The organism is Roseofilum sp. SBFL (assembly GCF_017746885.1).
Taxonomy (GTDB): domain Bacteria; phylum Cyanobacteriota; class Cyanobacteriia; order Cyanobacteriales; family Desertifilaceae; genus Roseofilum.
The window spans coordinates 15,350-34,743 of the sequence record NZ_JAGHZH010000189.1 but is presented as its reverse complement, the minus strand read 5'-3'; the positions used below and the strand labels follow the sequence as shown (position 1 = coordinate 34,743).

Annotated in this window: 17 protein-coding genes and 2 pseudogenes; 12 read left to right on the top strand and 7 right to left on the bottom strand. The window is 46.2% G+C overall.

Annotation, left to right across the window (positions count from 1 at the left end):
- Positions 1–219: 219 nt before the first annotated feature.
- Both J7545_RS21690 and J7545_RS21685 read left to right on the top strand, forming a co-directional pair.
- Positions 220–450 (top strand): annotated as a pseudogene (locus J7545_RS21690) (transposase); the annotation flags it as partial.
- Positions 451–498: 48 nt separating this feature from the next.
- Positions 499–906: a transposase gene (locus tag J7545_RS21685; RefSeq protein ID WP_318699464.1), complete on the top strand. Its 408-nt coding sequence runs from the start codon at positions 499–501 to the stop codon at positions 904–906.
- Positions 907–966: 60 nt separating this feature from the next.
- Here the strand turns inward: J7545_RS21685 and J7545_RS21680 are convergent.
- Positions 967–1,461, bottom strand: a pseudogene (locus J7545_RS21680) (serine/threonine protein kinase); the annotation flags it as partial.
- 221 nt (positions 1,462–1,682) lie between these two features.
- Between J7545_RS21680 and J7545_RS21675 the strand changes: the two are divergent.
- From J7545_RS21675 to J7545_RS21660, 4 genes are all read left to right on the top strand, one after another.
- Positions 1,683–2,342 carry a peroxiredoxin-like family protein gene (locus tag J7545_RS21675; RefSeq protein ID WP_318699466.1) on the top strand — a complete coding sequence of 220 codons (660 nt, stop codon included), beginning with the start codon at positions 1,683–1,685 and terminating at the stop codon, positions 2,340–2,342.
- Between the two features lie 98 nt (positions 2,343–2,440).
- A complete protein-coding gene (locus J7545_RS21670) occupies positions 2,441–2,848 on the top strand; it encodes a GFA family protein (RefSeq protein ID WP_318699467.1) in 408 nt (135 codons plus the stop codon).
- 83 nt (positions 2,849–2,931) lie between these two features.
- Entirely contained in the window at positions 2,932–3,873 is a 942-nt protein-coding gene (locus J7545_RS21665; RefSeq protein ID WP_318699468.1) for a ribonuclease Z, read from the top strand.
- Between the two features lie 129 nt (positions 3,874–4,002).
- Positions 4,003–4,224 carry a DUF4327 family protein gene (locus J7545_RS21660; protein ID WP_318699469.1) on the top strand — a complete coding sequence of 74 codons (222 nt, stop codon included), beginning with the start codon at positions 4,003–4,005 and terminating at the stop codon, positions 4,222–4,224.
- Positions 4,225–4,660: 436 nt separating this feature from the next.
- Here J7545_RS21660 and glgA read toward each other — a convergent pair whose 3' ends face one another.
- The 4 genes from glgA to J7545_RS21640 form a co-directional block, all read right to left on the bottom strand.
- The gene (glgA, locus tag J7545_RS21655) at positions 4,661–6,127 is read right to left on the bottom strand and encodes a glycogen synthase GlgA (RefSeq protein ID WP_318699470.1); all 1,467 of its coding nucleotides are present in this window, start codon (positions 6,125–6,127) and stop codon (positions 4,661–4,663) included.
- Positions 6,128–6,364: 237 nt separating this feature from the next.
- The gene (gene recA, locus J7545_RS21650) at positions 6,365–7,486 is read right to left on the bottom strand and encodes a recombinase RecA (RefSeq protein WP_318699471.1); all 1,122 of its coding nucleotides are present in this window, start codon (positions 7,484–7,486) and stop codon (positions 6,365–6,367) included.
- A gap of 102 nt (positions 7,487–7,588) precedes the next feature.
- A complete protein-coding gene (locus tag J7545_RS21645) occupies positions 7,589–8,767 on the bottom strand; it encodes an aldo/keto reductase (RefSeq protein WP_318699472.1) in 1,179 nt (392 codons plus the stop codon).
- 20 nt (positions 8,768–8,787) lie between these two features.
- Positions 8,788–9,966: an aldo/keto reductase gene (locus J7545_RS21640; protein WP_318699473.1), complete on the bottom strand. Its 1,179-nt coding sequence runs from the start codon at positions 9,964–9,966 to the stop codon at positions 8,788–8,790.
- Here J7545_RS21640 and J7545_RS21635 point away from each other — a divergent pair.
- The 3 genes from J7545_RS21635 to J7545_RS21625 all read left to right on the top strand — a co-directional run bounded on the left by J7545_RS21635 (position 9,965) and on the right by J7545_RS21625 (position 11,728).
- On the top strand, positions 9,965–10,141 hold the full coding sequence (locus J7545_RS21635; RefSeq protein WP_318720121.1) for a hypothetical protein: 177 nt from the start codon (positions 9,965–9,967) through the stop codon (positions 10,139–10,141). The genes J7545_RS21640 and J7545_RS21635 overlap by 2 nt on opposite strands.
- A 99-nt stretch (positions 10,142–10,240) precedes the next feature.
- A complete protein-coding gene (locus J7545_RS21630) occupies positions 10,241–11,284 on the top strand; it encodes a DUF2325 domain-containing protein (RefSeq protein ID WP_318720120.1) in 1,044 nt (347 codons plus the stop codon).
- 153 nt (positions 11,285–11,437) lie between these two features.
- Positions 11,438–11,728 (top strand): DUF4090 family protein, encoded by a 291-nt coding sequence (locus J7545_RS21625; RefSeq protein ID WP_318699475.1) that lies wholly within the window; start codon positions 11,438–11,440, stop codon positions 11,726–11,728.
- 117 nt (positions 11,729–11,845) lie between these two features.
- Here the strand turns inward: J7545_RS21625 and J7545_RS21620 are convergent, their stop codons facing one another.
- Together J7545_RS21620 and hisD are read right to left on the bottom strand one after the other, a co-directional pair.
- Positions 11,846–13,027, bottom strand: a complete 1,182-nt coding sequence (locus J7545_RS21620) for a class I SAM-dependent methyltransferase (RefSeq protein ID WP_318699476.1) — start codon at positions 13,025–13,027, stop codon at positions 11,846–11,848.
- Positions 13,028–13,033: 6 nt separating this feature from the next.
- The gene (gene hisD / locus J7545_RS21615) at positions 13,034–14,341 is read right to left on the bottom strand and encodes a histidinol dehydrogenase (protein WP_318699477.1); all 1,308 of its coding nucleotides are present in this window, start codon (positions 14,339–14,341) and stop codon (positions 13,034–13,036) included.
- Between the two features lie 236 nt (positions 14,342–14,577).
- Here hisD and rpsT point away from each other — a divergent pair, with 236 nt between their 5' ends.
- The 3 genes from rpsT to rpoB all read left to right on the top strand — a co-directional run bounded on the left by rpsT (position 14,578) and on the right by rpoB (position 19,360).
- Entirely contained in the window at positions 14,578–14,877 is a 300-nt protein-coding gene (rpsT, locus tag J7545_RS21610) for a 30S ribosomal protein S20 (RefSeq protein ID WP_271936720.1), read from the top strand.
- A 226-nt stretch (positions 14,878–15,103) separates the two neighbouring features.
- Positions 15,104–15,886, top strand: a complete 783-nt coding sequence (locus J7545_RS21605) for a TatD family hydrolase (protein ID WP_318699478.1) — start codon at positions 15,104–15,106, stop codon at positions 15,884–15,886.
- A gap of 150 nt (positions 15,887–16,036) precedes the next feature.
- Positions 16,037–19,360: a DNA-directed RNA polymerase subunit beta gene (gene rpoB, locus J7545_RS21600; protein WP_318699479.1), complete on the top strand. Its 3,324-nt coding sequence runs from the start codon at positions 16,037–16,039 to the stop codon at positions 19,358–19,360.
- The last annotated feature ends 34 nt before the right edge of the window (positions 19,361–19,394 follow it).

Below are 19,394 nucleotides of genomic sequence, written 5' to 3'. Positions count from 1 at the left end.
GATCAGTCATTGCGAATGGAACGAAGTGGAATGAAGCAATCGCAAAATCCCCCAATCTTGGCGATTGCTTCCCTGCGGTCGCAATGACAACTCACATCTACGATCAACAATGTACCTCATAGCAGCGCGAAGCGCTGTATCTTAATGTTCAAGTTAGTTATCCTACAAAAATTGTTCAATTTAAGTGACGATCAATTGGAGGACTAAGTCAAGGATAGACTCTCGTTTATGAAGTTTCTAAATCTGGGCATAGAAGATCCAGTCCCCGATGCTAAAACGGTAGGGTTGTTTAAGGAAAAACTGACGAAAAAGAAATTAGTAGAAGAATGGTTTGAGCAATTAGAAGAGTATCTAAAAAGTCAAGGGTATAAAGCGGAAGAAGGGCAAATAGGAGATGCGACTCTAATTCCTGTGCCGAGGCAAAGAAATAGCAGAAAAGAGAATAAATAAATCCGAGAAGGAGAAATTCCTGAAGAATGGAAAGAAACGCCGAACCGATTGTGTCAGAAGGATTTGGACGCTCGGTGGTTGAAGAAAAATGGTGAAAATCACTACGGCTATAAAAATCATATAAGTATCGATAAAAAATATGGAATTATTCGCCAATATGAAGTGATAGATGCATCAGTTTATGACTCAAAAGTATTAGGGAAACTGATAGATATAGAAAATGCAGATCCAGAGATATGGGCAGATAGCGTCTATCGGAGTGAAGAAATTGAATGGACTTTATCAATCCTAGGATTTGAGAGTAAAATCCATGAAAAAGGATGTAGATACAGACCGTTAAGTGAAGCACAAAAATTAAGCCATAGAGAAAAATCAAGAACGAGAGCGAAAGTAGAGCAGGTATTTGGAGCTTGGGTAATGTGCATGGGAGGCAAGCTTTTACGTTTTCTTAGATAAAATTTCATCTTTTGGGAAAAAGGCGGTCTTTTTTTATCTCATTAATTGCTCGAAAGAGCAATTAATAGAGGTGCCCATAATATTACTGGGCTTAATATCGCGATGTAGCACCGGGGGACTTAGACGGTGTAAATAGATCAAGATTTTCAGAACCGAAGCCCCAATTTCCTTCACTTCCTCTTCCGAAAAACGCGTCCCATTCTCCAACTGCTCCTGCAACGACACCCCCGGGATATACTCCTGCACCAACCCAAACCAAGGCACCCCTCCCCCAATCTGTTGATCCAAAGAAAAATAATCCCGATATTGGGGAATACAAGGATGATCGAGTGCTTGCAAAACCTGTGCTTCCCGCTCAAATAACTTCAGCTCATCCCATTGCATCTGGGGATTAAATGCCAACAGCTTAAGGGTTACTGGTTCATTCACCCTTAAATCTGTTGCCAGCCAAGTTTGCCGACCTGCTGCCGTCCGCCCCAATTTCCGGTGTAACTGGCACTCTAGAGGTTGGGAAGAAGTCGATTGAACCGATAAAACTTGTTCCGGTTGTAACATTGGAAGTGAGAAGTGGGGAATGAGGGAATGGGGAAAATTTTGATTTAATTTAGACCTGATGTAGATTATAGCGCTACCTGCTGGGCGTTGACAGGGAAAGGAAGAAACCAGCCTATTGGGATTTGAGTAGCCAGGGATACTAAAACTTCTAGAATTTCTCACCCTAGATTAATTTTAATCCAGTATTCTAGACAAGATAGTGAGCTAATCAAGGGATATTTATGGGTTTAACCGAAAATTTAAATAAGACATCCCAAGCTGTTTTTGCAAACCTCTCTGCAAGCATTAAAGCCAGACTCAAGGAAGCAACCGAAGAATTACAGAACTCTGGGATTATCGAGCAAGCCTGTCAAAACGGAGACTTGGCTCCTGACTTCTCTTTACCCAATACAATGGGAAAAACCATCACCCTCAGTGAGTTACTTAAGGTCGGGCCAGTAGTCATTTCCTTCTATCGAGGACAATGGTGTCCGTTTTGCAACGTGGAATTACAAGCTCTCGAACGCATCTCTCCCAACTTAAAAGATCTAGGAACGACTCTCGTTGCCATTTCACCTCAAACCTTTGATCATTCATCTGGCACAGTTGACCAAAATCAACTCACATTTGATGTTCTCAGCGATCGCGGTAATTCCATCGCTCGAAGCTATGGTTTAGTCTTTCGCTTACCAGAATCTCTCCGAGTCATCTATCAAAGCTTTGACATCGATCTTCCGGCTTACAATGGTGATGAAACTTTTGAATTACCTATTCCAGCCACCTACATTATCGGTCAAGATGGTAAAGTAGCCCTATCTTTTATTAATGCAGATTACACTCAGCGTCTTGACCCTCGTGACATTATAAAAACGTTACGCTCTCTTAAAAATGGGCAATCTTAAAGAAAAACACAATTGACTCATTACCTATTGACTTATTACCAGCGCATAGCGCTTTAAAGGTACACTTGAGAGTGAAAAAAATATTTCAGGGAGTTCCCATGAAAGCAACAGGACATTGCCAGTGTGGTGCAGTTACCTACTTGGCCGAAGGGATGGAAACTGATGTTCATACTTGTCACTGTAACATCTGTGTACGATGGACAGGTGGCCCTGCATTTGCGGTGAGTGTTGGTCAAGTCACATTTGAAGGAGAGGAAAATATCAGTCGATTTGATTCATCAGAATGGGCAGAGCGAGGATTTTGTAGTCGTTGTGGGACTCATCTTTTCTATCGTTTGAAAGAAGCAGATCAGTATATGCTTTGGATGGGCACATTTGATGATTCAACCCAATTCAAGCTGGCCGGAGAAATCTTCATTGACCAAAAGCCCCACTTCTATGATTTAGCCGGCGATCATCCACGACTAACCGGTGAAGAATTTATAGATTCAATACTTAACAATTAAATTGATAAAGTTACGGGTAAATGAAACCCACTTTAATACCTCTTCGATTAAAATAGAGAAAGCAGTCCCCTTGATACCCTAGCGTGCAAATAACTTTTCTTGGAACTAGCTCCGGTGTCCCTACGCGATCGCGTAATGTTTCGGCGATCGCCCTTCGTCTTCCTCAAAAGTCTGAACTCTGGCTCTTTGACTGCGGAGAAGGGACTCAGCACCAATTCCAACGCAGTGACCTTAAAGTTAGCCAACTTCGGCGAATCTTCGTTACTCACATGCATGGCGATCACATCTTTGGCCTGATGGGTTTACTTGCCAGTTGTGGGTTAGCCGGAAGCATGGAACACATTGATATTTATGGCCCTCCCAAACTAAGCGAATACCTGCAAGGATGTATCCGCTATTCCCAAACCCACTTTTCCTATCCAGTTAAGGTGCATACTGTAGAACCCGGTGTAATTTATGAAGATGCAGAATATCGCGTCATCTGCGGCCCCTTAAAACATAAAGTTCCCGCCTTTGGCTATCGAGTGGAAGAAAAAGACCGTCCAGGACGCTTTGATGTTGCTCGCGCTCAGTCTCTTGGCATTCCCCCCGGCCCCCTCTATGGCAAACTGAAAAAAGGAGAATGGATTACACTCCCTGACGGGCGCAAAATTCACGGTGCGAAACTTTGTGGCCCCACTCAAGTGGGCAGAAGTTTTGTGTATTGCACCGATACTATCTTTTGTGAAGGAGCAGTAGACTTAGCCCAACGTGCTGATTTACTGGTACATGAATCTACCTTTGCCCATCAAGATGCCCAACTAGCCTACGATCGCCTCCATTCTACCTCTACTATGGCTGCTCAAGTTGCCCTAGCCGCCAAAGTTAAGCAATTAATGCTCACCCATTTTAGTCCCCGATATGCCCCAGGGAACGCCCTACAATTGGAAGATTTATTAACTGAAGCACGGGCAATTTTTCCCGAAACGGATATGGCCCATGATTTTCTCAGTTATGAAATTGCTCGCCAAACATCCAATCATTAAAAATCATAAAGAGATTGCGGAAAAATACCCAATATCCCTCACAATAGGAGAATGAAGCAAAAGACTCAAGTATTTATACTTAACCTGTGTTATTACGACCCTGTACCGATAAGATAAAAGGTGTGGATTATGATGCCAACTCTGCAATACTCAATCACCATGATTAAAGATGAAGCCCGTCATTTAGTTGATGTGGGTTCCGTCGAGAGATTACAGCCTATTTACAGTTTGTGCCGTTATATTCCCAGTCGAGAATGGAAATCTGTAGAATTAGAATTAGAAAACCACGGATATTTACTGCGCGATCGCATTGTTGATTTACTGGGCAGAGAAGACTGGAGAGAAGACTAACTAACCTGAGTTCGGGATAAGGAGAGAAGGAATAATGATGATGGGTTGGGCTTGATTGCGAGATCTCTTTGGGGGATTAGTTCCCCAGCTCCCTCGCGTAAGGAGTGGTTGCTCGGAGCGCACACTCGATTGACTCGATCTGATACGAGTAACGTTCAATGAGTCGTTCCCTCGTATAGGAGCGCACTCTTAGGAAAGAGTCGCTGTTTATTCCGAATTCAGGTTAACTAGATTTGAAGCAAGGGGTAAAAGCAAGAGAGATAAGGCAAAAACAGCTTTTACCCTTTCCTTTTTTAAGGTTTGGTTAATGACAAGTTTTCAACAGAAATGGGACAACATCTCCTACTGTTCCCCTTAGCTCCATGAAAAAGAGACTCTCCTGAATTGCATCAGAAATTGAATCAGAAGAGTCTCTTCATTCTCAGGAAACAAAAAACTATAAACTGGTACTCCCAGCAGAAGGCTTCGGTTCTTCTGCTGCGGTTTCTTCTTCTTCCTGTGGTTTAGGAGCCGGAGGAGGCGGAGGAGGAGCATCCGGGAAGATTTCCTCATAGATCTTGATATACTGATCTGCTGAAAGATCCCAACTATAATTTTGGCGCATCGCTCGCTGTTGCAGTTTTTTCCAATATTCCTTATATCGGAAGCCTTCCATCGCCTTAATCATAGAGCTAAACAAATCTAGGGGTTCGTAGCGATCGAAGCAATACCCAGTTCCTAACTCTTTCGCCGGATCGTGGAAGCTCACCGTATCCACCAAACCGCCAGTACGACGTACAATGGGAATACAACCATAACGCATCGCTAACATTTGGCTAATACCACAAGGCTCAAACCGAGAAGGCATTAAGAACGCATCACATCCTGCATAAATGCGTCGAGCCAGGGCATCATTATAGAGCAACTGAACCGAAACCCGTCCCCGATAGCGGGAAGCCAAATCCCACATTTGCGTTTCATAATAGCGATCGCCCGTTCCCAACAACACAAACTGGGCATCCGTATATGCCATAAACCGATCCAGAATTTGTAGCGCCAGATCGATCCCCTTCTGCTCAACTAACCGGGTAACCATCCCCATTAAAAACGCCCCTTTATTGACTTCCAAGCCAATTTCTTCCTGTAAAGAAACCTTATTAATCGGGCGTTTTTCCAACGTATCTGCATTAAAATTCTGATACAGATATCTGTCCGTTTGGGGATTATAACTCTCCGTATCAATGCCATTCAAAATACCGATACTTTTACCGCTCACATAAGAAAGTAAACCCTCTAAATTTTCACCATATTCTGAGGTTTTAATCTGTTCCGAATAAGTGGGCGAAACCGTCGTCACCTTATTCGCAAATTGTACGGCTGCCGCCATGGTATTATGGCCTTCCATATACCATGGACACCAAGTAATTTGGTCTAAATACCAACGCCAAGGGCCTTGATAGGCCAAATTATGAATCGTAAACACAGTATTAATATCTGGCGTTTCATGCAACCACACCGGCAACATGCCTGCGTGCCAATCATGGCAATGGACAATACTGGGTCGCCAATAATTCCAAGCAAACTCAGCAGCCGCATTCGCAAATAATGTAAACCTCCATCCTTCATCCTCACCAAAATAGACATTGCGCCCCGAAAAAGAAGGATGGCCAAACAAATAGAGCGGCACATCAGATTTAGGTAAAAAAGCCTGATAAATTTCAAAATCTTGGAACATTGCTGTTCCTTTCCAAACCGGTTCTTCTGGGATATCTATTTTATCCGGTAAAAAACCATAATAGGGCATGAAAACCCGCACATCATGACCCTTTTTTCGTAAGACTTTGGGCAGGGCACCAACAACATCACCCATACCACCCACTTTAGCCAATGGTGCTGCTTCTGCGGCAACAAATAAAATTTTCATGTTTGCGATTAGTTTTGTAACATCTTGTCAAGGGGACGTGAAATAAGAGTAATTCTGAGATAGACTCACCGGATCTAGAGTACCGCAGGCTGTGACCAAAACCAATGGGGTAATAGGTAATAGGTAATGGCAGAGGGGTAGTGGGCTGGCAAGCTTAATTTTGGGCGTAAGAGTGTAGGTTGGGTTGAGGAACGACACCCAATACCAATTCAACCTACACTACTCACTGTAGGTTGGCTACAATTCTAACTCCTCCTCTTCAAGATCAACGTTGAGATCGGGTAAATCACCACCATTAGTTAGTCCATTAGCATCTTCCTCACTGACTGGGGTTACAGAGTTCGCAGAAACTACCGCTCCCATATCGAGTTTCTGGCGAACCTGATTTTCCACCCCTTGAGTAAACGGAAGATTCTCCTGCATATACTGAATGGTATTATCTCGTCCTTGGCCAATATTATTACCATCTTTACTGTACCAAGCGCCTTTTTTGGTAATCACTCCAGTCTCTTCGGCAATATCCAAAAGACAGCCCATGGAGGAGATCCCTTTACCAAAAATAATATCAAATTCGGCAATCCGGAACGGAGGAGCAACCTTGTTTTTGGCTACTTTCACTTTTGCCCGAATTCCGTATTCTTCTGAACCTTTTTTCAAAGTTTGGATACGGCGGATATCGAGACGCACAGAGGCATAGAACTTGAGGGCATTACCGCCAGTAGTGGTTTCAGGATTGCCATAAACAACACCAATTTTTTGCCGCAGTTGGTTAAGGAAAATCACAGTACAGCCTGACTTACCAATATTACCCGTGATTTTACGCATAGCTTGGCTCATCAGCCGGGCTTGGGCACCCATGGGCGCATCTCCCATATCGCCTTCAATTTCTGAGCGAGGGACTAAAGCGGCGACGGAGTCTACTACCACAATATCAACCGCAGCCGATCGCACCAACTGATCGACCACCTCTAGAGCCATTTCTCCCGTATCGGGCTGGGAAACGAGCAAGTTTTCAATATCGACACCCAAAACTGAGGCATAGGTGGGATCTAGAGCATGTTCGGCATCCACAAAGGCGGCTACACCTCCCCCTTTCTGGACTTCAGAAATGGCATGGAGTGCTAAGGTGGTTTTCCCTGAACTTTCTGGACCATAGATTTCAATCACTCGCCCTTTGGGTAACCCTCCCCCTAGGGCTAAATCTAGGGTGAGCGCCCCCGTGGGAATGGTTTCTACTTTCATGCGCCCCACATCACCCAGGCGCATGATTGCACCTTTACCAAAACTACGCTCAATCTGGGTGAGAACGGCTTTGAGGGCCTTCTGTTTATCGGAATTTTCGCTGGTTTTTGCAGGCATAGGAGTATGTTGACGTAAACTTCATCATTGATTCCTATTGTAGACAATCTCACGCCAACATCAGACGTAATTTTTAATTTTTAACTTTTAATTTTTAATTGCTCACGACTGGGATAGGCGCTTGACCTCTTGCCCACCAAGCAATTGGTCGGTTTCTTGGAGGAGATCGGGAATGATATCAGCGTGGGGACTGTTGGCTAAACAGGGAGCTAGGTCAACGTTAAGGTTATTGCCTTTATTGCCAGGAAACCAGTGACTGCCATTACCGAGCAGGTTATAGCGCCTTTTGGCATAGTCGACTAAATCGTAGGCTAGGGCTAGATTCCTGAGCCAAAGAATGGTGGGAATATTGATCTGGTTTGGGGTTTGTTCGGGAGTGGGCAGGCCAACATGCCAAGTTTTGTACCAAGTTTCTCCTAAAGTGGCGATCGCCGCCTCTTCTAAACGACTGAGAATTGGTGGTAAGACCTCATCCGCCCGATCTAACAGGGGTAAGACCTTCAAATGCTCGTCAAAATCACTCGGACGGGCTGCACCTAAGCTCAAAGTATGCAGTTGAGGGTGACTCAGACAAAACAAGTCATTAAACAGCATCGGACTGAGGGGAGCGCAAAGATCCACCAATTTTTGCGGCGGTTTATAAAGTTGCCCCCCTTTATCTGAAGGACTAATGATAAATACACCCATATCCTGGCTTTGAGCTGCTTCAATAGCTGGCCAGTTGGTTTGATTGATGTAGTACCAATGGAGGTTTACATAGTCAAATTCACCGGTTTCAATGGCTTGGGTAATTATATCCGTAGGGCCATGGGTGGCAAAGCCAATAAAGCAAATTCTGCCCTGTTTTTGGTATTGATGGGCTATGTCTAAACAGCCCCCAGGACGCAAAGTTTGATCGATCAGCTCTTGAGTATTAATTCCATGAATAGCCAATAAATCGATCATATCGAGTTGTAGGTTCTGGAGGGAAATTTCCAGGTTTTGGCGAAAGATTTCCGGATCTGGCTTTGGAGAAACCTTGGTTTGCACAATGAGGCGATCGCGGGGCAGTTTTGGGAAAACTTGACCCAATTGTAGCTCTGATGTCCCATATGCCCTAGCCGTTTCAATATGAGTAATTCCCACCTCCAAAGCACGGCAAAGGGTCGCTTCTAGATTTTTCTGATTATCTTTTGGAATCTTGGATCGGGGGGTATCTTGCCAGGTGTAGTGACACCACATCCCTCCACAGGAGAAGATAGGCATCGGCAGATTGGTTCTGCCAAATCGTCGATACTGCATATTTTAATTTTTAATCAATCTCACGACTGGGATAGGCGATTGACCTCTTGCCCACCAAGCAATTGGTCGGTTTCTTGGAGCAGTTTGGGAATAATATCGGCGTGGGGACTGTTGGCTAAACAGGGAGCTAGGTCAACATTAAGGTTATTGCCTTTATTGCCGGGAAACCAGTGACTGCCATTACCGAGCAGGTTATAGCGCATTTTGGCATATTCGACTAAATCGTAGGCTAGGGCTAGATTCCTGAGCCAAAGAATGGTGTGAATATTGATCTGGTTGGGAGTTTGTTCGGGAGTGGGCAGGCCAACATGCCAAGTTTTGTACCAAGTTTCTCCTAAAGTGGCGATCGCCGCTTCCTCTAAACGATGGAGAATAGGCGGTAAGACCTCATCCGCCCGATCCAACAGGGGTAAGACCTTCAGATGCTCCTCAAAATCACTCGGACAGGCTGCGCCTAAACTCAGGGTATGTACTTGAGGATGACTGAGGCAAAACAGGTCATTAAACACCATCGGACTCAGAGGGGCGCAAAGATTCGCCAGTTTTTGCGGCGGTTTATAGAGTTGTCCTCCTTTATCCGAAGGACTAATGATAAACATCCCCACATCATGCCTTTGAGCCGCCTCAATAGCCGGCCAGTTACGTTGATTAATGTAGTACCAATGGAGGTTTACATAATCAAATTCACCGGTTTCAATCGCTTGGGTAATGATATCCGTAGGGCCATGAGTGGAGAAGCCAATAAAACGAATTCTGCCCTGTTTTTGGTACTCGCGAGCCACCTCTAAACAGCCTCCAGGACGAACCGTTTGATGGATAATCTCTTGAGTATTAATTCCGTGAATGCCTAACAGATCGATGGTATCGAGTTGCAGGTTCTGAAGGGAAGTTTCGAGGTTTTGGCGAAAAACTTCGGGGTCGGCTTTGGGAGAAACCTTGGTTTGGATAATGAACCGATCGCGGGGCAGTTTCGGTAAAATCTGACCCAATTGTAGCTCTGATGTACCATATCCCCTAGCCGTTTCGATATGGGTAATTCCCAAGTCTAACCCACGGCGAATGGTCGCTTCTAGATTTTTCTGATTATCTTCTGGAATCTCCGATAGAGCCTTATCTTGCCACTTGTATTGATAGCGCATTCCTCCACAGGAGAAGACAGGCATCGGGATATCGGTTCTGCCAAATCGTCGATACTGCATGATTGATGGGGTTGATCGGATTCAGAGGGTCTGGGAAAATGGAGCGATCGCCTTCATCGTGAACCAACACTCCTTTTCTCCAAATTTTACCCACTCCCCACTTATCCTAACACCGATCGCCAGAAGACATAAACAGTTAAAGCTAACTTACCAGTCTGACCGCAATCAACGATAAGATCATAAGATAAACTTAATATCTCTTTTGGATGGTTACGGCGTAGGTTGGACACATCCAAGGCAGACCCCAGTAACGTTTACCTATCTTCCATCGATCATGAATATGGATATCTCAGAATTAGATCATTTAGAAAACTCAGTTCAAGACTTATTATCAGCAGCCAAACTTGAACTTGAAGCCACCCGTTTGGAGCAACAACGGGATGAACAGGTTCAATCTGCTGTGGCTGAAATTGAAAAACGACTGAAACCTTTATTAGCAGATGTAGAAAAAATCCTCACTGACTTTGATAATTTCAGTTTAGGCGATAGTGTTACCCGACAAAAGTTAGAAGAAAAAGCCGCTGATTTACGTCAACAACTTGAAGAAGCCCCTATTTTAGCGGCCCAAGTTGCTGATCGCCAACTCATTCTGAATGAAGAACGCTTACTCGATGAACAATTAGCCGAGCAAACCTATCGCTGGCGGCAAGAATTAAAAGCCGATTTGCTCGATATGATTTCTGAACAAGAAGACTTTTATAGTGCTACCGATGCAGCCGTTGCCATTCGCCCCTATATTCAAGACCTCAAGGCTATTCAAGCGTTAGAGGATGTAATTGAATCCCTCATTCATCAAATCAATTTATATAGCAAAGAAGGGCCCGTTGCTCGCTTGCGAGGCTCTCATGAACAAACCCTAAATTTTATCTACGAAAAAGCCCTGGAAAACCGAGCCAGGGTAGAATTGCCTCGTAATGTTCAGCCCAAAACTCGCCATCGGGTATCGGAAAAACAACCGAATCCCTACATGCTTTTGGAGGGGAAAGTTGTGGTATTTGGAGGCCATGATAAATTAGCAACAGCAGTTAAGAATCGCCTGCGAGCATCTAAAGTGGACTTAAATTGGTGTACAGCTCAAGATGGCTTACAAATGGCTCAACAAATGGAAAGTCATATCGCCAGTGCTGATTTAGTTTTAATTATTACGGGTTATGCTAGCCATGCTCTAACAGAAAAAGCCATGCAAGCCGCTCAAAATGTGGATCTTACCCCAGAAATGATTAATACTACAGGGATGACCAAGGTTTTGGAAAGAATTGAGATAGCTTTAAAATCAAGACTTTTAGCTCGTCGGTTAAATAATTCTACTAAATCCTAGTTTTTAGGGCATTGTGCGCTGGTAATGGGTGATTATTTCCTATTTTCTAGCGCTTCGTACTATAAAAGCTAACCTTATAAAACTTGCGCTCAACGCTTGACTCTATATTTTGGCCTATTGTAAGCTGATTTTAATGTGAAGGTAATGATAAAAATGGCTTCAGAAGAACAGAAAATAACGGGTGCGCATGCAGTGGATGTGGCGATCGCCCAAGGGATTGATTTAGATGGCAGTCCCATTCCCCCAGCCAAGTTAGAGTTATATCATAACGTTATGGGTTTGGAAGCTAATCGCCAACGCAGTGGAGTCAGTAATACGATGCGATCGCGCATTGTTCGCATCGGAGCCAAGCATTTACCTCAAGATGAACTCAATCAAAAGTTACTCGATGTCGACTTTGCCCCATTAAAGGAGAAAGAAATCCGCTTTTATTACGGGGGTTGAATCTTATAGAACCCATTGGAGAGATTTTTAACCAGTGCTTTAGTCTTTGGATCTGTCTAACAGGTTGAGTACGGTATTTTTTCCCGATTTAACTCTATCAACAAGATCTCAAAGGGTTTAAACCGATCGAGGATGGGCTAAACCTTTTAAGACATTGCCTTTCTCCTGTTTGCTTAATCCTTTCCCCTGGATTAATACCTTAAACCCGCCCAAACCCAGGGGATCGATTAACTGATGTAAAGCATCTCGACGGCTAAACAGTTCAGTAATAGAAAGGGAACTTTCTGATAAGGCTGTCAGGCGATCGCCGAGTCCCAGCGCCATTAAAAATAACCCTTGCTCTGTAAACCCTAATGGCTCTAGTTCCCAGCGTTTGCCCTCATGCTCTAGGCTGGTGAAATCGACATGGGCGGTGATATCTTGATAGCCCATATTAATATAGGGACAATCGTGGCGATGGTGGCGAGTATAACATTGTAACGTTCCTGTTGTGCGCCTGGGTTGATAATATCGTTGGGCAGTATATCCGTAATCAATCGTAATAACATAACCGCGATCTAAGCGGGTGGCGATCGCCTCTAGCCAGTCTAGCATCGCTAAATTCACTTCTGTGCGATAGCCCTCTGGATAAGCATCCGAGCATAAATCAATGCCCAAATTCTCAAAATATCGAGCTAATTTTGGGGTTGATAACGCCCCTAAAACCTCCACCACATTGTCTCGATCGTCCAAGGTAACAAACACTTCTTGCAGCTTCTCCCCAGAACGCACGACTAAAGACACCGGAAACGCATCGACTAATTCATTAGAAAAAAAACAGCCCTGAATCAAACCTAAATCTGTCCAGTCGCACCATTGAACTCGCGGGGTTTCCCCGAACCAAGGCGCTAAATTTTGTTTCTGTATCTGCCTTAATCCCGGAGATTTTTCCACGATCCGATAATCGAGACTCTGAAAAAAAGCGATATCATAGGTTTCTAAATACCTTAAGACATCGGCCGCCACTTGTCCGGTTCCTGCGCCCATTTCTACTACTGAAAAGGGAGTGGGACAGCCCAAAATCTGCCACATTTGCACCCATTGACAGGCCAAAAGCTGGGCAAAATCGGCCCCTAGACTGGCCGAAGTGAAGTAATCGCCAAATTTGCCAATTTCCGTCTGATAGGCACTGTAATAGCCAAATTCAGGCTGATATAGCACCGATTCCATATATTGAGCAAAGGTAATTTTGCCCCCTGGCGATCGCCTAATTCGCTCCTTGAGCCATCGATACAACTGGGGATGATTCTGCTCCTTCATAACGCCCTAATCTTGCTCTGGAGAAGAAGTTCTCACCCGTACAGAATGGGCATGGGAGGGCAACCCTTCTGCATCAGCCAAAGTAATAATGGCGCTGGCCATTTTATTTAAAGCAGTGGGGGAATATTGAATTAAGCTTGAATGTTTCATAAAGGTTTCTACCCCCAAGGCTGAGGCATAGCGAGCCGCTCCTGAAGTCGGTAGAGTATGATTGGGCCCGGCTAAATAATCTCCCACCGCTTCTGGAGTCGAATAGCCGAGGAAAATCGCTCCAGCATGGCGAATTTGAGGGAGGAGATCCCAGGGTTCGGCGACTTCCAGTTCTAAATGTTCAGGAGCAAACAAATTGGAGAGTTCTACAGCTTCGTCTAAAGACTCAACGACCACAATTAACCCATAATGGGCGATCGCCTTTTCCGTTAGAATTTGTCGCGGATGGTTAATGAGCTGTTGCTCCACTTCCGTAGCCACCTGTCTGGCTAACGTGCGGTCAGTCGTGATTAAAATTGCCGCCGCCATCGGGTCATGTTCCGCTTGGGCCAACAAATCTGTGGCCACATGCACCGGGTTCGCCTCACTATCGGCAATCACCAGCACTTCCGAGGGGCCCGCCAACGAATCAATTCCCACGACCCCATAGACCATTTTCTTGGCTAGCGTCACATAAATATTTCCCGGCCCCGTAATTAAATCCACCTTGGGAACCGTTTGTGTACCATAGGCTAAGGCGGCGATCGCCTGAGCGCCTCCGATCCGATAAATCTCATCCACCCCAGCCAACTGAGCAGCGACCAGCACGGCTGGACTAATGCCTTGATTAGACCCAGGTGGCGTACACATGACAATTCGGGGGACACCGGCAACCTTAGCTGGGATTGCATTCATCAACACCGTACTCGGATAAGCGGCCCGTCCTCCCGGAATATAAATTCCCGCCCGGTCAACCGGGGTATAATGCTTGCCCAACACCACTTCATGTTCCCCAAAATGGACCCAAGACTTAGGAGCGCGTTGGCGATGAAATGCTTCAATTTGACGACTGGCCAACTCAATGGCATCCAACAACGGTTTATCCACTTGCTGATAGGCTGCCTCTAATTCCAGGGCACTGACGCGCAACTGACTCACCTCCAGTCGTTGGCCATCAAACTCTTCCGTATAGTCCAAAAGGGCCCCGTCGCCGTTGCGCCTTACGGTTTGCAGCACCTGCTGAACCGTCGCCTCTTTATGAACCATTTCCTCATCAAAGGTGCGATCGCAAATCCGCCGTAATTCTGCTTCTGCTTCAGATCGCTGGCTAATAATTCTCAGCATAGGTTAGATTGATTGCCACGTTAAGTCTCCCCATTGACGCAACCCAGACTCCAGAAGCAACCCAAGGGTTTCACCTCCTTAATCCAGGTCATCGTCATCTTATAGCTTAACGTGGATTTGACGGGTCGGGTAAGATCCAACTGAGCAGAATAAATGCTATACTCGAATGTCTGACACTTAATCTTAATATCGGGTCTATCCCGAATGCTGTTACTGTTACCCCAAGTTTAAACACCGTGCCTAACATCAAGTCTGCTATCAAGCGCGTTCAAATTGCTGAACGTAATCGTCTCCGGAACAAAGCCTATAAATCTGCGGTAAGGACTCTGATGAAAAAATTCTTTACCGCCGTTGAAGAGCAAAGCGCCAGCCCTAGCCCAGAAAAAGCGCAGGAAATTCAAACCCTGATGAATCAAGCGTACAGCAAAATTGATAAATCGGTAAAACGAGGCGTACTTCACCGGAACACTGGGTCTCGTCGTAAAGCCCGTCTAGCCAAAGCGCTGAAAAAACTGGAAACTCCAGCGGCCTCCTGAAGCCTTTCCCATTCTAATCCCCTGTCAGTTTGGGGTAACTTCATCTCCTAACCCACCGTCAATTCACCCCAAACTCCTTCCCCCTGGGTCATCAGCCCAAGATTGTCCTCCTGAAAATTTGGGCCGGATCGCCAGGATTCGGTTAATGATCGAGAGTTGGGTAAAGCGGTTTCGGCTATTGCTGACCCTTGAGAGTGCTTGTTAAACCCTGAAATTTGGGAGAATCATGCAGTTAATCGATACCCATGTACACATCAATTTTGATGTGTACAATCAAGAAAGAGACGATATAAGAAACCGATGGTCTACAGCCGAAGTGGTTCAATTGATCCATTCCTGTGTGACCCCCAAGGAATTTGAAAGTATCCAAACCTTAGCCCACCAGTATGAGGAACTCTATTTTGCCGTTGGTTTCCATCCCCTAGAGAGCCAGGATTGGGTTCCAGAAATAGGGGAGCAAATTTTCAATTTAGCCCAAAGCGATCCCAAAGTGGTGGCGATCGGGGAAACAGGCTTAGATTTTTACAAAGCGAGTAACCGAAAGCAACAACAGCAAGCCCTAGAGGCGCAACTGGAAATTGCCCATAAACTGGGTTTACCCGTGATTATTCACTGTCGGGATGCAGCAGCCCCCTTAGCCGAATACCTGAGAGAATTTTACCAAACCCATGGAAAACTCAAAGGAGTGATGCATTGTTGGGGAGGAACACCAGAAGAAACCCAATGGTTTTTAGACCTAGGGTTTTATATTAGCTTTAGTGGCACAGTCACCTTTAAAAAAGCCACTCAAATTCAAGAATCCTGTCAAATGGTGCCCAGCGATCGCCTCCTGATCGAAACCGACTGTCCCTTCCTAGCTCCTGTCCCCAAACGAGGCAAACGGAATGAACCGGCCTATGTTCGCTATGTGGCAGAGGCGATCGCCTCCCTGCGAGACATCCCCTTAGAAACCCTAGCACTCTCAACCACCCAAAACGCCCAAACCCTCTTCCAACTGCCCACGTTGTAGATGGAGGGGGATGGGGGTATCGGAAGATAGAGGGACACACAGACACAGAACACGCAAAGACGCGTGGAGAAAAGGACACGCAGACACGGAAAAACTTATTCCCTATTCCCTATTCCCTGAATTTTCCTAGCTAATTACCCACTCTTGATAATGAATCAGATTACCGAAACTTCCACCCAGTTTACCCTACCCGATCTGGTCGAAATCCAACGCTCAAGCTTTCGCTGGTTTCTAGAAGAAGGATTAATTGAAGAACTCGATAGCTTCTCTCCCATCTCTGACTATACCGGAAAACTCGAACTTCATTTTATTGGCAAAAACTATAAACTCAAACGTCCCAAATACGAAGTAGACGAAGCCAAACGCCGGGACGCAACCTATGCCGTGCAAATGTACGTGCCCACCCGTCTAATCAACAAAGAAACGGGAGAAATTAAAGAACAAGAAGTCTTCATTGGCGAACTGCCCTTGATGACCGATCGCGGAACCTTCATTATTAACGGGGCAGAACGGGTAATTGTCAACCAAATTGTCCGGTCTCCAGGAGTCTACTACAAGTCCGAAACCGACAAAAATGGCCGTCGCACCTACAATGCCTCCCTAATTCCCAACCGAGGCGCATGGCTCAAATTTGAAACCGACAAAAACGGCCTTGTTTGGGTAAGAATCGACAAAACCCGCAAACTCTCCGCCCAAGTCCTACTCAAAGCCCTAGGCATGAGTACCGGTGAAATCTTAGAAGGTCTGCGCCACCCCGACTACTTCCAAAAAACCATCGAAAAAGAAGGAGACTTCTCCGACGAAGAAGCCCTCCTCGAACTCTACCGCAAACTGCGACCTGGAGAACCTCCCACTGTCAACGGTGGACAACAACTCCTAGAGTCTAGATTCTTTGACCCCAAGCGCTACGATCTCGGCAAAGTTGGGCGCTATAAACTGAACCGAAAACTGGGCTTAACTATCCCCGCCAGCATCAGAGTCCTCACCCCCAAAGACATCATGTCTGCCATCAACTACCTGATTAACCTTGAATTCGATCTCGGTAGCATTGATGACATCGATCACCTGGGAAACCGGCGAATTCGCTCCGTGGGTGAACTTCTACAAAACCAAGTCAGAGTCGGCTTAAATCGCCTAGAACGTATCATCCGCGAACGGATGACCGTTTCTGACTCCGACTCCCTCACTCCCACCTCCCTGGTCAATCCTAAGCCACTCGTGGCTGCGATCAAAGAGTTTTTCGGCTCTTCCCAGCTCTCCCAATTTATGGATCAAACCAACCCCCTAGCGGAACTGACCCACAAACGGCGGTTAAGCGCCCTAGGACCAGGAGGACTCACCCGCGAACGAGCGGGCTTTGCCGTACGGGATATTCACCCCTCCCACTACGGTCGCATCTGCCCCATTGAAACCCCAGAAGGCCCCAACGCGGGATTGATAGGTTCCTTAGCCACCCACGCCAAGGTCAACGAATTCGGCTTTATTGCTACCCCCTACTATCCTGTAGAAAACGGATATGTACGCCGAGACCTAGCGCCCCTCTTCATGACGGCGGATGAAGAAGACGACCTCCAGGTAGCTCCTGGAGACATTTCTTGCGATGAAGAGGGCAAAATCTTAGGAGAAATTATTCCCGTGCGCTATCGCCAGGAATTTACAACTGCCGCCCCCACCCAGGTGGACTATGTAGCCGTTTCTCCCGTACAGATTATCTCGGTGGCAACCTCCTTAATTCCCTTCCTAGAACATGATGACGCGAACCGCGCCCTGATGGGATCGAACATGCAACGGCAAGCTGTACCCCTACTCCGGCCAGAGCGACCCTTAGTGGGGACAGGTCTGGAACCCCAAGCTGCCCGCGACTCCGGCATGGTCATTGTCTCCAAGACCAATGGTGTCGTTAGCTTTGTAGACGCAACCAGGATTCAGGTCACTTCCGATCCAGAAACATCGGAGGAGGGTTCAGAAGGAGCGATTCCCCAGATCGTTGAATATCAGTTGCAAAAATATCAACGGTCAAACCAGGATACCTGTTTATCTCAGCGTCCCATTGTTTATGAAGGCGATCGCGTTTTAGTCGGTCAAATTCTGGCTGACGGCAGTGCCACAGAAGGGGGAGAGTTAGCCCTAGGTCAAAATATCCTAGTAGCCTACATGCCTTGGGAAGGCTACAACTACGAGGACGCAATCCTGATTTCCGAGCGTCTGGTTTCCGAAGATCTGTATACATCCATCCATGTAGAAAAATACGAAATTGAAGCTCGGCAAACCAAACTTGGCCCTGAAGAAATTACCCGCGAAATTCCCAACGTCGGTGAAGACTCCCTGCGGAACTTAGACGAAGGCGGCATTATCCGTAAAGGCGCTTGGGTAGAATCTGGGGATATCCTCGTAGGTAAAGTGACTCCTAAAGGGGAATCCGACCAACCCCCAGAAGAAAAACTCCTCCGAGCCATTTTCGGTGAAAAAGCCCGCGATGTCCGCGATAACTCCCTGCGAGTTCCCAACGGTGAAAAGGGGCGCGTGGTAGACGTGCGTATCTTTACTCGTGAAGAAGGGGATGAATTGCCCCCTGGAGCTAATATGGTCGTCCGCGTCTATGTAGCCCAAAAACGGAAGATCCAAGTGGGCGATAAAATGGCAGGACGACATGGGAATAAGGGGATTATTTCCCGGATTTTGCCCCTGGAAGATATGCCCTACCTGCCCGATGGCACCCCCGTGGATATCGTCTTAAATCCCCTAGGGGTTCCCTCCCGGATGAATGTGGGTCAAGTATTTGAATGTCTGTTGGGATGGGCAGGTGAAAACCTAGAGCGCCGGTTTAAGCTGCAACCCTTTGATGAAATGCACAGCCGGGAAATGTCTAGGGCGACAGTGCATAACAAGCTCAAAGAAGCTGCCCATTACACGGGTAAAGAGTGGCTCTATGACCCCAAAAATGCAGGCAAAATCCAGTTATTTGACGGCCGCACAGGTGAGGCCTTTGACCGCCCGATTACGGTGGGTAAAGCTTATATGCTGAAATTGGTTCACTTAGTAGATGATAAGATCCATGCTCGCTCAACCGGCCCTTACTCCTTGGTGACTCAACAGCCTTTGGGTGGAAAAGCCCAACAGGGTGGACAACGGTTCGGAGAAATGGAAGTTTGGGCGCTTGAGGCCTTTGGTGCAGCCTATACCTTGCAAGAGTTGCTGACCGTGAAATCTGATGATATGCAAGGCCGAAATGAGGCTCTCAATGCCATTGTTAAAGGTAAAGCCATTCCCCGACCAGGAACGCCAGAATCGTTTAAAGTGCTGATGCGAGAATTGCAATCCCTCTGTTTAGACATTGGAGTGCATAAAGTCGAGACTCGTGAAGATGGAGATTCCAGCGATGTGGAAATCGACTTGATGCAAGAAGGAACTGGCCGGCGATCGCCCAATCGACCGACCTATGAATCGATTTCTACCGACTTCTCTGACCAATAAGTGCTTCACGCAGCAGAAGGGGAATGGGTCATAG